At 67.2% G+C, this 14,659-nt stretch carries 15 protein-coding genes; 8 read left to right on the top strand and 7 right to left on the bottom strand.

All coding sequences use genetic code 11. The features are described 5' to 3' along the window. Nucleotides 1–2 precede the first annotated feature (2 nt). Complete coding sequence (locus tag OXG79_08950) at nt 3–794, top strand: sugar phosphate isomerase/epimerase (GenBank protein MCY3783898.1); 792 nt, start codon at nt 3–5, stop codon at nt 792–794. Nucleotides 795–1,167: 373 nt separating this feature from the next. Continuing rightward, nucleotides 1,168–2,280, top strand: coding sequence for a Gfo/Idh/MocA family oxidoreductase (locus OXG79_08945; GenBank protein MCY3783897.1), 1,113 nt, complete (start codon nt 1,168–1,170; stop codon nt 2,278–2,280). 157 nt (nt 2,281–2,437) lie between these two features. Here OXG79_08945 and OXG79_08940 read toward each other — a convergent pair whose 3' ends face one another. The 5 genes from OXG79_08940 to OXG79_08920 all read right to left on the bottom strand — a co-directional run bounded on the left by OXG79_08940 (nt 2,438) and on the right by OXG79_08920 (nt 7,075). Further along, the gene (locus tag OXG79_08940; GenBank protein MCY3783896.1) at nt 2,438–3,247 is read right to left on the bottom strand and encodes a class I SAM-dependent methyltransferase; all 810 of its coding nucleotides are present in this window, start codon (nt 3,245–3,247) and stop codon (nt 2,438–2,440) included. A 140-nt stretch (nt 3,248–3,387) separates the two neighbouring features. Beyond that, nucleotides 3,388–4,125: an aspartate/glutamate racemase family protein gene (locus tag OXG79_08935; protein MCY3783895.1), complete on the bottom strand. Its 738-nt coding sequence runs from the start codon at nt 4,123–4,125 to the stop codon at nt 3,388–3,390. A gap of 4 nt (nt 4,126–4,129) precedes the next feature. Continuing rightward, a complete protein-coding gene (locus OXG79_08930) occupies nt 4,130–4,798 on the bottom strand; it encodes a hypothetical protein (protein MCY3783894.1) in 669 nt (222 codons plus the stop codon). Nucleotides 4,799–4,842: 44 nt separating this feature from the next. Then, complete coding sequence (locus OXG79_08925; protein ID MCY3783893.1) at nt 4,843–6,048, bottom strand: Xaa-Pro peptidase family protein; 1,206 nt, start codon at nt 6,046–6,048, stop codon at nt 4,843–4,845. A 19-nt stretch (nt 6,049–6,067) separates the two neighbouring features. Further along, entirely contained in the window at nt 6,068–7,075 is a 1,008-nt protein-coding gene (locus OXG79_08920) for an aldo/keto reductase (protein ID MCY3783892.1), read from the bottom strand. A 104-nt stretch (nt 7,076–7,179) separates the two neighbouring features. On the opposite strand from OXG79_08920, the gene OXG79_08915 reads away from it, so the two are divergent. The 3 genes from OXG79_08915 to OXG79_08905 all read left to right on the top strand — a co-directional run bounded on the left by OXG79_08915 (nt 7,180) and on the right by OXG79_08905 (nt 9,912). Next, nucleotides 7,180–7,407, top strand: a complete 228-nt coding sequence (locus tag OXG79_08915) for a hypothetical protein (protein MCY3783891.1) — start codon at nt 7,180–7,182, stop codon at nt 7,405–7,407. Nucleotides 7,408–7,451: 44 nt separating this feature from the next. Further along, nucleotides 7,452–8,552 carry a phytanoyl-CoA dioxygenase family protein gene (locus OXG79_08910; protein MCY3783890.1) on the top strand — a complete coding sequence of 367 codons (1,101 nt, stop codon included), beginning with the start codon at nt 7,452–7,454 and terminating at the stop codon, nt 8,550–8,552. A gap of 268 nt (nt 8,553–8,820) precedes the next feature. Next, complete coding sequence (locus OXG79_08905; protein MCY3783889.1) at nt 8,821–9,912, top strand: sialidase family protein; 1,092 nt, start codon at nt 8,821–8,823, stop codon at nt 9,910–9,912. 47 nt (nt 9,913–9,959) lie between these two features. Here OXG79_08905 and OXG79_08900 read toward each other — a convergent pair whose 3' ends face one another. Both OXG79_08900 and OXG79_08895 read right to left on the bottom strand, forming a co-directional pair. Beyond that, complete coding sequence (locus OXG79_08900; GenBank protein MCY3783888.1) at nt 9,960–10,562, bottom strand: hypothetical protein; 603 nt, start codon at nt 10,560–10,562, stop codon at nt 9,960–9,962. 286 nt (nt 10,563–10,848) lie between these two features. Then, nucleotides 10,849–11,448 carry a hypothetical protein gene (locus OXG79_08895; protein ID MCY3783887.1) on the bottom strand — a complete coding sequence of 200 codons (600 nt, stop codon included), beginning with the start codon at nt 11,446–11,448 and terminating at the stop codon, nt 10,849–10,851. Between the two features lie 166 nt (nt 11,449–11,614). Between OXG79_08895 and OXG79_08890 the strand changes: the two genes are divergently transcribed. From OXG79_08890 to OXG79_08880, 3 genes are read left to right on the top strand one after another with little or no spacing between them, the layout of a single operon-like run. Beyond that, nucleotides 11,615–12,838 carry a Xaa-Pro peptidase family protein gene (locus OXG79_08890; protein MCY3783886.1) on the top strand — a complete coding sequence of 408 codons (1,224 nt, stop codon included), beginning with the start codon at nt 11,615–11,617 and terminating at the stop codon, nt 12,836–12,838. A gap of 57 nt (nt 12,839–12,895) precedes the next feature. After that, a complete protein-coding gene (locus tag OXG79_08885; protein ID MCY3783885.1) occupies nt 12,896–13,960 on the top strand; it encodes a Gfo/Idh/MocA family oxidoreductase in 1,065 nt (354 codons plus the stop codon). A 55-nt stretch (nt 13,961–14,015) separates the two neighbouring features. Continuing rightward, entirely contained in the window at nt 14,016–14,621 is a 606-nt protein-coding gene (locus OXG79_08880) for a GNAT family N-acetyltransferase (protein MCY3783884.1), read from the top strand. The last annotated feature ends 38 nt before the right edge of the window (nt 14,622–14,659 follow it).

Genomic DNA, 14,659 nt, shown 5'->3' with positions numbered 1-14,659 from the left:
CGATGATCCTCGCAGCAGCGCTCTACACGATCAGAAGTCAGATGACTTCGGTGGCGGAGGTCGCGGACGGTCTGGGACGGTTGCGCGATATCGGCTATGGCGGCGTCGAGGCGGCGGGCGTGCCGCTGATCGAAGGCCCAGACCCCGCAATCTCGGCCCGCGAGCTGAAACGAATGCTGGACGACGCCGGGCTGGCCTGCGTCGGCGCCCACGCGCGGTGGCGCGAGATTCGCGACGACACGTCGGCGGTGGTCGATCGGCTGCGCGAGCTCGACTGCTCCATCATCAGCATTCCCGCCTTCGTCGATGAGTTCGACCGGTTCGAGCCCGCCGGCTACGCGGCGTTCGCCGGTGAGGCGGCGCTAGTGACGCAGATCCTCGGCGAACACGGCATGCGCCTGGGCTATCACCATCACGCGCACGAGTTCCTGCGCTTCGGCCCCGACCGCCGGACGATGTTCGACTTTCTGATCGACGAACCAAGCCTGGCCATCGAGATCGATGTCTATTGGGCGGCGTTCGCCGGCGTGGATCCCGCGGGCCTGATCGAGCGACTGTCCGGACGGGTGCCGCTGCTGCATTGCAAGGATCTGGAGATGATTCGCGACGACGAGGCCGGCGCGCGCCCGTTCTTCGCGCCGGTGGGCGAGGGCAACCTGGACTGGGAACGCATCCTGGCCGCCAGCCATGCCGCCGGGACCGAGGCGTGGATCGTCGAGCAAGACCAGTGCCTGCGCGACCCGTTCGACTGCCTGCGATCCAGCCACAAATTCCTGCAAGCGCGCATTGCCTAGGTAGCCTCGGAAGAAGCAAAGCCCGCAGCCAATCCCGCACCATGGTCATTCCCAGTGCAGCCGTCGGTCATTCCGAGCGCAGCGAGGAATCTAAGGCGCCGGAGCTTCGGCACAACGCCAGTCAACTCCGCACGGCCGCCACTACGCCGTCATTCCCGCGAAGCAGGTCTCCGCACAGGCGGGAATCGAGTCCGGCTCCCTCTCCCACGGGGAGAGGGCCGGGGTGAGGGGACGACCCCGGCCAGCTTCCTTCCACCCAAGCGAAACATGCGAGAACTCGGCGTTCAGCGGTGCCGCGCGGGAAACCATGTTGCCGCCCCACGCCGCACCCATGACACTGGGGCCTGCCTGAACTTGGTGAGGAGCACGCGGCATGACGGGTGAGATTGGCATCGGCATCGTCGGCGCGGGAGGGGTCGCCAGGGGCGCGCACGTTCCCGGCTACCTGAGCATGCCGGACCGCTGCCGCATCGTGGCAATCGCCGACATCGAGATCGAACGGGCCGAGGAATTGGCGGCGCAGTTCGACATCCCGCACATATTCGACAGCTACGAAAAACTGTTGGCCGTTGACGAAATCGACGCCGTCAGCGTCTGCACCCATTCAGACTTCCACGCGCCGGTGGCCATTGCCGCGCTGGAGTCCGGGCGCCACGTCATGACCGAGAAGCCGATGGCGGTAGACCTGGCCAGCGCGCGCGCCATGGTGGAGGCCTCGCACCGGGCCAATCGCATCCTGGCGGTGGACTTTCAGACGCGATTTATCCGGCAGGCGCAGACCATGAAGCGGTTCGTCGACGCCGGCGAGCTCGGCGAGATCTACTTTGCCCGCGCCCGCTACGTGCGGCGACGGGGCATCCCGGGCCGCCAGGCGTTCCATACCAAGGAGCAGAGTGGCGGCGGCGCGCTGATGGACATTGGGGTTCACATTCTCGACACCGGGCTCTGGCTCATGGGGTTCCCCACGGCGGTGTCGGCGTCGGGGTCGGTCTTCCGCAAGCTCATCACCCAGGAGGACCTGTTCAACCCCATGGGGGATTGGGACCGTTCGGCAACGGACGTGGATGAGAGCGCGGTTGGTCTGATCAAGTTCGCCAACGGCGCGGCCATGACGCTCGAGTGCGCCTGGGGGATGAACGTGGGGGAGACGGACATGGGCATTGCCCTGGCCGGGGACAAGGGCGGCGGCGAGGTGCGCTTCGCCGAAGCGCGGCACGCCACGTCCGGCACGCATCCGGTGCGCGTCTTCAAGGACACCGGCGAGATGCTGGTGGACTTGATCCCGAGTTCCGACTCCGCCATGCCGTCCTACCCGCAGCGCGACCCGCCCAAGCCGCACACGCTGTCGATGCAGAACTTCGTCAACGCCATCATCGAGGGCACCGAGCCGCTGGTGACCGGCGACCAGGGCCTCATCACCAGCACCATCATCGACGCGCTCTACCGCTCGGCGGAGACTGGTCAGCAGATTGACATAAATCTTTAGGCCCCGCTGCGAGGTTTGGGTCCGGTCCCTCTTCTCCAAGAAAGGGCCGCCTGCTTCTTGCCGTCATTCCGGCGGAAGCCGGAATCCAGTTCGGCCAGACCTCGCGGCACTCGAAATTGAGATCGTCCGTCGCGTCGAGTCTCGAATTGACGACGTATCAGGTCCGACTCCGAGGCCTCCTGAACAGGCTGTAGCCAAACCGCAGCGTCTCCGGGTAGCGACCGCTGGAGTCGAACGCCAGCAGCGCGCTCCGCACCTCGGCGTCGAAGCGCTCGGCCTCATCGACCAACACGCGCCGCGAGAACCGTGCGGTGGACTGGAAATTCCCCAGGATCGCGTCCAGCGTCCAGACATGGGGATGCGGAAAGTCAAACGTGCCCAGATGCTCGAACCCCGACGCGGTCAGTACGTCCCGATCGTGGTCGGCACCGCGCGGTCGAGGCGCTGGGTTCGGGCTCGTGGGCTGACCGGCGGCGTGGCGATTTGTCCACGGCCGAACGGCGGCTCGCAAGACATCGTGCCACTGCTCCAGGCCTGCCATCAGGCTGAAGCACCCCAGCGTCGCCAGGCAGCAGCCGGGGGCAAGCCACTCCCTGACCCGCTTGGCGACCGCCCGCCTATCCAGCCGGTGAAAGGCCTCGCCGACGGTGACCAGCGCCAACGAGCCCGGCGCAGCCTCCATATCCTCCGCTCGTCCGACCATCCACCGGATACTCGTAAGCCCCATCCGCTCGGCCCTCGCCCGCGCAACCTCGATCATCTCCGGTTCCTGGTCGATGGCCCAGACGTCGCTGAAGTGCCGCGCCAGCGGAAGCGCCACCCGCCCCGGTCCACACGCCAAATCCAGCAAGCGGCCCTTGCCCGCGATATCGGCGCGCTGCTGGAGATCATCGAGCAACGCGTCCGGATAGGCAGGCCGATACCGCGCATAAGCCTCCGCGGTGCCGGAGTAGAGGTCAGCCGGCATGTCCGAATCGGTGGATCGTGTTGGACTTTGGCCCGAGCCCGCCTGGTTCACCTTCGGTTCCGCCTCCGTGGACGCTTGGATGTCCATCTTGGCATTACACACCGGCGCTCCCGTTCTCGCGAGGGTCGGGACCGTCGCGGTCAGCCGGCCAAAGCGGCGAACAAGCGCCCTCGTCCCAGCGTGGCGGCCGGGGCGCCGGCGAGTTCGGCCACGTGCCACAGGGTGGCCTGGTTGGCGGTGACGACAGGCTTTTTCAGCGCTGCTTCCAAGTCTTCGATGACGGCGGCGGTGCGCAGGCCGGTGCAGCTGATGAAGACGGCCTCGGCTTCCGGCGTGTCGACGCCCGCGGCGACAAGATCGCGCGTCTCGTCGGGTTCGACGGCCTCGATGTCGCCGCGCCGGTTCAGGCCGACCATATTGACCACGGCGAAGCCGCTGGCCTCCAGGTAGGCGCGCAGCCGCTCGTTGAGGGCATCGACGTGCGGCGAGAGCACGGCGATGCGCTGCACGCCAAGCTCGCGCAACGCGGCGGCGGCAGCGGTTGAGGTGGTGGTGGAGGGCACACCAGAGGCGGTGCGCATGCCCGCCGCGATCGCCGCGTCGCCTTCGGTCCCGAGCACGTAGCTGCCCGAGGTGCAGCCGTAGGCCACGGCTTGTGCCCCGCGTTGGGCGAGGCGCTTCGCCGCGCGGCCGATGCCGGGGACGCGGGCGATGCCTTCCACGTGCTCCAGCGTGATGCCGTCGTCGCCCAGCGGCGGCGTGGAGTCCACCGGCTCGATGTCGAGCTCGAGGCCCGGAGGAACGAATAGCTCCAGCTCCGCAAGATGCCCGGCCTGCACGGCCTCGGGCCAGACGATGCCAACGCGGTCGTGGGCCATTGAACTACTCCACCTCGACTTGGCCGTCCTGGTGAACCCAGAAGATGCGAAAGGGGACGACGGCCTTGAACCATTCGATTCGCTTAGAGAGGTTCTCGTAGGTCGCGAATCCTGACGGAAGTCCAATAGCAAGTTCGGCCGCACGGTTTTCGTGCCTGTACAAGACCATGTCGAACATCGCATGCGAGAACCAATGCCGAGCTTGGACGTGCGGGTTACGCTCCGGAAAGCCCTTCACCGAAACCCACAGCGTCTTTCCGTCGGGTGCCTTAGTCTCGATGTCCTTGCCTGCGGTGCGTGAAGCTGTGTCCGCCACTGCACGTACGGCATGCCCGCACTCAACCAAATGGCTGACGATCCGGGCCTGTACATTGCCCTCCCAATGCCACGGCTTGTCCGGTTCAGCGGTGCCATCTTTCGCAGACTGCGCCGTTCGCTCTTGAGCCTCTGGCCGTGGGTCGCTAGGCCTGCTAACCAGCGAATTGACTCGCTTCCACTTCTTGCACGACGGGCAGGCGCGCTCGATTCGATCAACACGCCCTTCCTTCTTGAGCCGATTCGCGGCGCCATTCACTGCTTGATGAGGGCGAATACCAGTGCGGTCGCCCAAGCAGGCGTCGCAGCAAGGACCACCGTATTCAAGCGCGGCGATCACACGCTCGCAATGAGTCACGTGGTGTCCCTTATCGGCGGCACATGTGCATGTAAACCGATGACTCAGCGCTCGATGAGCACGCGCTCACCGTGAGTTAGCACCTCGCAACCCTCCTTGGTAATCACGCTGGTCTCGCTGAAGGCCACGCCGAACTGTCCGAGCCGCCGCACGGCGATGGGGTGGTGGAAGACCATGCCGGGTTCGAGCACGGTGGACTGGTCGCGCTGGATGAATCCGGTCGCGTCGGCCCAGTTGGGCGGAAATCCCGCGCCGATGCCATAGCCGAAGTTGCCGTGGAAGACCAGGTCGTCGCCGGCGGCGGCGAGCGCGCGCCAGCCGATTTCGGCCACGTCGCGGGCCACCGCGCCGGGTCGCAGCGCGTCCAGCACGGCATTGAGCGCGGCGACGCAGGCGTCCGCCGCGCGGCGGACGTCGTCGGCGGGCGGGCCGATCGTCAGCGTGCGCATCTGCGGCGCCGTGTAGCGCTGATGGCAGGCGCCGATCTCGAGCAAAACGGTGTCGCCGTGCTCGATGGTGCGGCGCTTGTGGGTGGAGTGCAGGATGCCCGAGCGGCGCCCGCTGGTGACGATCGGCGACAGGCAGGGATACTCGCCGCCCGCGTGCGTCATGGCGGCATAGGCCGCGCCGGCGATCTCGCCGTCAGTCACGCCGGCAGCCGCGGTCTCCACGGCAGCCTCGGTGGCGGCCCGCGTGGCGAGCGCCGCCCAGCGGATGTGCTCGATCTCGGCCGGCGACTTCAAGCGCCTGAGCTCGATGAACAGCTCGCCGGCGCTCAGGAACTCGGCCTCGGGCAGGGATTGCACCAGCCCGGCCCGAAAGGCCGGCGTCTGGCCCCAGGTGGCGTCGTCGGCGCCGATGCGGCCGCGATCCAGTCCGTGCTCGGCCAGCATCGACGCGGCGTATGCCGGGCGGTCGCTCCCCGGTGGATACCCGCGCAGGTCCCTGATCCATGCGCTGATCCAGGCGCTCCCGAACTCCGGCGGATCCATCGCGATTGACGGCTCGCCGTGTCGCGGCACGGCCAGGCAAGCGGCGCCGTCAACGGCGAACGTCTGGAAGCCCGACAGATAGAAGACGTTGGCCGGATTCATCACCAGCAGGGCGTCCAGTCCGGCGGCGTCCATGGCGGCGCGGGCTCGCGCGAGCCGGGCGCCGTACTCATCCACGGCAAATGCCAGCTCCTTGCTGAAATCCTCCAAGTCGCCGGCCGGGAACGCCCCGCCGTCGAGACTGGGATGCAAACGCACGGCTACAAGTCCGCCCACATCAGCGGTACTCGTGCGGACCCCACGGGGCGTTGTAATACGTGGCAATCGCCCGACCGGGCGGGGCAACCGCGTCCAACCGCTCGCGGTCGGCGTCGGTCACCGTCACCTTGATCGCTCCCAGGTTCTCCGCCCACTGCTCCGGCGTGCGCGGGCCCACGATGGGGCTGGTGATGCCCGGCTGCCGCATGTTCCAGGCCAGCGCCAGTTGGCCCGGCGTGCAGCCCTTGTCGTTGGCGATGGCCGTCAGCTCATCGACCACGGCAAACGCCGCGTCGGTGAAGAGACCGCGCTGGCGCTGCGTTTCGACGCTGCGCTCGTAGCGCGATCCCGACGGCGGCGTCGCGCCGCGGGCGTACCGGCCGGTCAGGAATCCGCCCGCCAGCGGCGCCCAGGGGATGATCCCGATGCCAAAGTTCAGCGCCATGGGCACCAGCTCGCGCTCGACGCGGCGGTCGAGCAAGTGATAGGGCGGCTGGTCGCAGATCATGCGATTGAGCCCCAGCTCACGTGAGAGCCACAACGATTCCACCACCTGCCAGGCCGGAAACGTGCTCGTGCCCACGTAGCGCACCTTGCCGGCGCGGATCAGGTCGTCGAGCGCGCGCAGCGTCTCGTCCAGCGGCACGTCCGTCACGGGCCGGTGCACCTGGTAGAGGTCGATGTAGTCGGTTTGCAAGCGGCGCAACGAGCCTTCGCACTGCTCGATGATGTGGCGTCGGCTGTTGCCCTGGGCGTTCGGATCGTCGTCGTCCATGGGGAAGTGGACCTTGGTGGCCAGCACCACGCGCGAGCGACGGCCCGACCCACCGAGCGCCTTCCCAACCATGGTCTCGCTGGTGCCGCGGCCGTAGGAATTGGCCGTGTCCAGGAAGTTGACACCCGCGTCCAGCGCGCGGTCGATGATCGCCTGCGTCTGGTCTTGATCGGTCACCTGGCCGAAGTTCCAACAGCCCAGGCACAGCGGGCTGACCTTGACCCCCGTGCGACCGAGATTGCGGTACTCCACAGCCCTGTCTCCCCGTGCGCATCATTGCCGCCAGGGCGAGTGTGTCACGCCGTCCGTGGTGGCGCAGGTGGATGCGTCGTGCGGCCCTTCAAGGATGTTCCTGGGTGTCATTGTGGCTCCGGGACGTCAGCTGTGACGGCCGACTCGTCGAGGAATGCAGTCTCCACGGCGACCGTCGGCAGGCGCTCGCCGGGATCGGCCACGACCAGACCCTGTCCTTGGGGATGGGCTTCTGCGACGTTGGCCGCAAGGTGGCGGCCGTTCCGAACGACCGCCTCTTCGAGCCGACGAGCACCAGTGGTCTTTACGCCGCGGGCGCCCGCGGCCGATAATTCAGCGTCAGCGCGGAATGCCTCTAAAGCAAGGACAAGATCCAATGCCGACGCCTTCCCCGAGCGTGCCGCAAGTTGCGCCCTTGACGGCCAGTCAGATCGCCCAGTTCAAGCGCGACGGCGTTATCGTGCTTCCGGCGGTGCTCGACCCGGATCTTTGCCGCCGCGCCCGGGACGACATGTGGGAGACGATTGCGGCAGACCTGCCCCGCATGAAGCGAGACAGCCCCTCGACATGGGGCCCATTCACTGAGGAGGAGACCGCCGGGTTCAGCGCCCGGCGACCAGCGAACGGCGGCGAGCCGCTGTTGAGCGGCAAGGGCCATCGGTTGACGATTCGCAATGGGGCTGAAGAGCTCTTGCTCGACCTTGGTCCCCGTGCGCTGTGGCCGATCGCTGAGCAACTACTCGGAAAGGACACGGTGGTATGGCCCGCCGGAGTGGACGAATCCGGATACACCACCGGGCCCTGCTTGATGGACGACGGCGCCATGGAGGGACTAGCCAGCCACATGCGCCAGGAGGTGAAGAACTACCGGGACGAGGCGACATACGCGACGGAGGAGCTGCGGCTGCCCAAGACCGGACCCGTGTGGATGAACGGACAGGGGACGCGCGGCCTGTATTGCACGCTGCCCAACAGTCCCTCGCCAGGACCGAACTGGCGCGGCTCCCACTCGGACGGCCCGTGCTATGGCCGGGTGCGCCTACAGTTCGCCGCCTACATCGACGACCTTCCGCCCGCGTCCGGCGGCTTCACCGTGTGGCCGGGCAGCCATACAAAGATTTGGGAGAACCAGTGGAAGGCCTTTCACGAACACGGACTGACGCACACGGGCGAGCGTGAGAAGATGCGCGAGGCGGGAGGCTACGAATATCTCCCCGATCCCCTCTTCGAGCAGATCAAGGCCGAGACCGAACCTGTCGATTCCTACGGACCGGCGGGCACCGTGGTCCTGTGGCACACCAAGATTCTGCACATCCCCGGACAAAACACGTCCAGCGACGTCATCCGCCAAGCCACGATCTATGGGTACCTCAAGACGGTGGACTCCCTATCCGATGCAATGGCGATGGACAATGCCGGCGGCGACATCTGGCGCGACTGGTCCGATGAAGTGCGCGCGATCGACGAGTGGAGCTAGGCGGCCGTCTTTGGAAGTTGACGGGACACCTGGAGTCGTTTTGAGCTGACGCCGGGGAGCGGTGCGCGCAACGCTCGAGTTGATACGCGGGTGACGCGGAATGCTGCAAGGCGGGCGGCATGGCCGGGAGCGCCGCCCGCGCCCGCCGATGACTCGCTGGCGCCCGGCCACCGGGTCGCAGCCAGCCTCTGGCTGCCTCGACTGCCGAGATCAGCGTCGCCCCAGACCGCGTAAGGTGTGCGCGGACGATTGCTCGTGGAGTCGCCACATGGCTATCACCAAGCCCAACGGCCGGCGCGAGGCGCTCGGCCGGGGCTCCTATACGTTTCCCGGCCTCACCGTGCAGGTCGAGCGCACGGAGACGCTCATCCCGGCGCACGAAAACCAGTGCCCCTGCGGGTTCCTCTTCGAGCTTGCCAACGGCGAGCTGGTGGTGGGCGGGCCTCGCACCGTCGAGCCCGAGCTCACCTGGCGCCGGTCGCGTGACGGCGGCGAGACGTGGTACGCCGCGCCTGCCTGGCCCAGCTTCTACGTGCACCAGTTCGACGACGGCGAGCTGCTGCACGTGGGAACGCCGGGCGAACCGTGGCTCAGGCGCGGCGACGCGCCGGGCGCCTATCGGTTTTCGATCCATCGCTCATACGACGACGGGCAGACCCACGCCCCGGAATCGGCGCTGATCACGGGTGTTCCGGATCTGGCGGAGGAAGACAGCGAGAAATGGGGACGGCACATTTGGGCCTATGTGGATCACGGGCTCGTGGCGCTGCGCGACGGGAGCCTCCTGGCCACCGTGCTCGGAAAGTTTGCCGGCGACGTCAAGCATCGGGTGTTCGTCATGCGCTCGGACGATCGGGGAGCGACCTGGCGCTATCGCGCGACCGTGGCCTTTGACCTCAACCCGACCCACACGCATCACATCGAGGGCTTCACCGAGCCCGATTTGCTCACGCTGCCCAGCGGCGACCTGCTCTGCTTCATGCGCACCGGCGGGCGATACGAGGGGCTGCACACCGCGCTCGCCATGAGCCGGTCCGCGGACGACGGCCACTCGTGGAGCGCTCCCGAGCCCGTCGCCGACCGCGGGGTGTTGCCCAAGGCCTGCCGCATGTCGAACGGCGTGCTCGCCGTGATCTATGGAAGGCCTGGCGACTGGCTCGCCTTCAGCCTCGACGACGGCCACACCTGGATGGGGCACACCTGCCTCAACCTGGGCACGCAGGCCTGGGACTGCGGCAACTACGACTGGATCATTGAGGTGGCGCCCGACACGCTGCTGGCGGCCTACGCCGAGACCGACCGCAACGATCCGCGGCTCAGCGCCATTCTCGGCAGCTGGATAACCGTGAAGCCGACCTAGCCGGCGCTGGTCACCGGCCCGAGTTGGACTGAGATTTTCTCGGGTGGCTAGCGGGTGAGGCCGTGCCGATAGGCCGGATCGACAACGTTTCGCACGCGGCCGGGGAGCCGGCTCACGAGGCGGGGCGCCACGCGGCGCATCGGCTTGGCGACGTGTCGACGCAGGTAGATCATGCTGACGACCATCGCCAGCAGTGACCCGAGAGCGGTCATGGCGCCCAGGGCGCCGCCAAACATCAGGCCCGCCAGGGTGCCGTTTGCGGCGCCGAGCGGCACCACGTCCACGCGGGTATAGAACGACTTGAAACCAAAGCCCCAGTCCACGCCCCATCCTTGGGATACGTCCATGCCGGCAACCATCCCGGCGGTGGCGGCCACGCCAAGTCCAATTCCGAGTGCCCACGTCACTCCCGCCACGTTCTTGAACAGCAGCCCCCACACGAGGCCGAAGCCAATGAAGCTGAACACCGGGATATGCACGGTCATGGAGAGGTCGTAGAGATCGCCCTCCTCAATGACCTGGGGCGCGGTGAAGACCAGCGGCATCCAGATCGCCGCGATGACGGCCCCGAGAACGAGCCCGACCTTGAATCCGCCCCAGCCACGCAGCCAGTCGGTGACGGTTTTGTTCTCGGCGAGGTCGTAGAGCACTGTCGGCGACTGCCTATGGTCCGCCGCGTGCCATCGCGGCGCCCGCCCGGACCGAATGCGAACTATGCACGAGCAACATTCTCAGCATGGAAGTCCTCGCGTAACCTCTCCGTCATTCCGGCGAAAGCCGGAATCCAGTCCGGGCGACCCTGGCGGAGCGCTGGGCCCCGGTAAAGGGCCAAGCTGAGTCCCGCCCTTTCCGGACGGTGCACAGGCCTCCAGCGTGCAAGCGTTAGCAGGCATGAATCAATGGCGATCGCGAGCCGGACGCGATCCGCTCGGAAGACTATTCCCCGGCGCCGAAGCGGTAGGCCGGATCGATCACCTGCCGGACGCGCACGGGGAACCGGGCCACGAGGCCCGGCGCCACGCTGCGCATTCGCTTGGCGACGTAGCGGCGGAGGAACAATGTGGTGGCGATCGCGGCGCCAAACGATAGGAGGATGGTGGTGGCTGCCACGGCGCCCAGATGGATGAGCCCCTTGACCGTACCGACGGCAAACCCCTGTGGCTCGACATCGATGGGGTTATAGAACGTCTTTACGCCGAACTCCCAGTCCAGGGACCAGCCCAGGCCGGCGGCCAGTCCCTCGGACATGCCGGCGCCGACGCCCATGACCAGGCCGAAGCCAAGCAGCCAGGCAACTCCGGCGGCCAGGCGGAACAGGAGACCCCAAATCACGCCGGCGGCGAGAATCGCGGCGATGGGAACCGGTATGGCCATTGAGAACCCGTAAAACTCGCCCACGTAGAACAGCGGCGAGGCATATGAGATCGCCAGGTAGATGATCGAGACGAAGGCGCCGATGTAGAGCCCAACCTTGAACCCTCCTCGGCCACGCAGCCAGTCGGTGAGCATTTTGTTCTCGGCAAGGTCGTAGGGCACTGGCGCACACCTCACACTCTGAGCCGACTGACGGGCATCGGCGCCGAAACCTCGCCGCTATCGTGCCACGTCAGGCCGGGGCACTGCGATTCCCGCGCCGTAACGCACGCTCGTGGCCGCTGTGCGATCTTCAGGCGGTGCAGCCAGCTGCCGAGGGAACAGGCCCATGCCGCTGTTTGGTGAGCTCAAGCGCCCGGCGGATGCCGGCGACATCCGGTCGCTGACCTTCGACGAAAACGAGTTTCAACGTCGGCACGAGGCGCTGCGAGCTGTGATGGCGGCCGAAGGCCTGGACGCGCTGGTGTGCACCTTTGCGCCCAGCGTCTGCTATGTCAGCGGCTACGAGACGCTGGCGTCGTTCGTGCCCGCGTTTCTCATCGTCGGAATCGACCGCGATCCCACGCTGCTTGTCGACGATTTCGAGGTCTTCAACGCGTTGGTCTCGAGTTGGGTGGAGGACGTGGTCACCTATCCGTGGTCGGAGGACCCCGCCGCCGTGCTCGTGGACGTGCTCCGCCATCGCGGCTGGGCAAAGGCAAGGCTGGGCTGGGAGCACCATCAGCACGGCGGGGCGCACCAGAGCTATCTCCGCGCCGCGGAGTCCGTGGGCGCCTCGTGGAGCTACGTGCACTGGCTGGTGGACGGGGTGCGGGCGCGGAAGAGCGCGGCCGAGCTCGCCGCCATCCGGTCCGCCGGGGCAATCACGCCGCGCGGGTTCGACGCCGCCAGGGCCGAGCTGCGCCCGGACGCGCCCGACACCAACGTGGCGGCGATGGCCTATCGGGCGCTGGTGGGCGCCGGCAGCGAGCGCATGTCGATTCAGCCCATCATCACCGCCGGCCGAAACTCCGGCATTCCGCACACGACGTTCGGGCGTTCGCGGCTCACACCCGGCCATCCGGCGATTCTGGAGTGGGGCGCGTGTGTCAAGCGCTATACCGCGCCCATGATCCGCACGGGCGTAGTCGGCGCGCTGGCCGACCCGGTTTGGGACGCGATGTACGCGGCGTGCGTCGCGGCGGTGGAGCGAACCATCGCCGGCATGCGGCCCGGCGTGTCCACGCTCGAGCTTGGGGAGCACGCATCCGAGCCGCTGAACGAGTTGCCATCGCGTGTTTTCAGGGACGGCAATCGCGGGTATTCGGTGGGCCTGAGCTTCGAGCCGGACTGGATGGACGTGCCCGGTCTGCAGATCTGCCCGCGCAGCGGCCGCACCGAGCGGTCGGTGGCCACCTATTCGACGCTTGAGGCGGGTCATGTGTTTCACGTGCGGGCGGTGGCGCGCGACGTGGGCCGCGCGGGCGTGGGCGTGAGCGAGACGGTGGCCGTCACCGCCGACGGCTGCGAGGTGCTGACCGACTATCCCCGCGACCCGATTCGCCTCGGATAGCGAGGGCGCGACCGTGCGCTATGTTGCCCGTGGCGGAGTGGAGGTATTCCGGGTGTGATGAGCGCATTGGACAGAGCACGGATCGGGGTCGTGGGCACGGGATGGTGGGCCACGGAGGCGCACATTCCCGGGCTCATCGAGCATCCGCGGGCCGAGGTCGCGGCCCTCTGCGACCTGGACGTGGAGCGCGCGGCGCGGGCGGCCGAGCACTACGGCGTGGCCGCGGTCTACGACGACCTCGACCGCATGCTGGCGCGGGAGTCGCTGGACGGACTGGTCGTCGCCAGCAGCAACGCCACGCATTTCGAGCTGGCGCGCCGGGCCATCGATGCCGGGCTGCATGTGCTAATCGAGAAGCCCATGACCGAAATCGCGCCCGAGGGCCGGGCGCTGCTGGAAGCGGCCGAGCGCGCGGGAACGGAAATCGTGGTCGGCCACACGTTTCACTACACGCGGCTGGCTCGCCGCGCCCGCGAGCTGGTAACCGGCGGAGCGATCGGCGAGGTCGAATTGGTTCATAGCCTTTTCGCCAGCTCCGCCATCCAGCTCGTGCGGCAGCCGGACGTGCTCGAGGGCTGGGACTTTCCGGTGCACGGCCCCACGGGTCAGAACTTCAGCGCCTCTGGTCAAGGGCAGAATCAGCTCACGCATTCAGCGGCGCTGGCGGCCTTTGTGATCGACGACGGGCCGCAGTCTGTCCACGGGTATATGTCGAATCTCGAAGTGCCTGTCGACGCGGTTGACGTGCTAAGCGTGCGCTTCACCAGAGGCGCGTTGGGCACGGTGGCCAGCATCGGGACGAAACCCAACGACGACACCCCCCACAATGAGCTGCGCATCTTTGGCTCCAAGGGCTGGATGGAGATCGACATGGAACGGACGCCTAGGCTGACGCTGCACCGCTATGACGGCGGCGGCGAGGAAATGCGCGAGGACGATGCCTCGCTGCACTATCCGCTGCGGGCGCCGGTGAAGAATCTGGCCGACGTGGTGCTGGGCCGGGCGCCGAATCTGTCGCCGGGCTCGATTGCGCAGTGGTCGGTGGAGATCGTCGACGCGGCCTATCGCTCGGCCGCCAGCGGCGATCCGGTCACGATCGCCGACCTCTACCGTTCAGCGTAGCTCCGGTCACACCGACCGATCGAGACGGCATGACATGACCGGTAGCCAATCCTCAATGGGCTCCAAGCGGGCCGTGATTCGCCCTACGACGCTCAACGACATCCCGAGCATCGCGGCCCTCATCGCGGCTAACCGGTTTCGGTCGGACGGCTCGGGAGCGTTGCTCCCGGTGAGTCCGCAGCAAATCCTCCGGATGCTGGGGGACGAGAGCCTGGGTCGCTTCTTCTCGGCCGTCCTGCCCTCGGGTGAGGTCGTCGGCTGCGTCTCGGTGGCTGTCTACGGCATGCCGTCGAACCACCAAGAGATCATCGCTTGGCTGGCGGACAGGCTCCCGGCCGACGAATTTGGGATTCGGCACGATGCCAACGACGACGTTGGCCAGATGGCGGAGCTGCGCTCCCTGGCGGTAAGCGGCGACTATCGAGGTCGGCAACTCGGCCTGCAGCTGATCGAAACGGCAAAGGCCGAAGCCAGGTCTCGGGGGTTCGGGCAGCTCTATTCGCTGGTGAACCGGGACGTGGTGGGGCTGTTCGAGCGGGCCGGCTTCTGCCGCGCGACCCGGCCCCCGGCGAAGCTCATCATCGACTGCGCGGTGTGTCCCCTGCTCGACCATTGCGTCGAGATCCCAGTCGTCACGGAGTTGTTTCGGAGTCGAAGTTAAACGCCGAACATGCCAAAAAACTCCCGCTCACTCGGTGT

The organism is Chloroflexota bacterium (assembly GCA_026706485.1).
GTDB lineage: Bacteria > Chloroflexota > UBA11872 > UBA11872 > UBA11872 > JAJECS01.
This window is presented reverse-complemented; position numbering and strand designations above follow the sequence as displayed.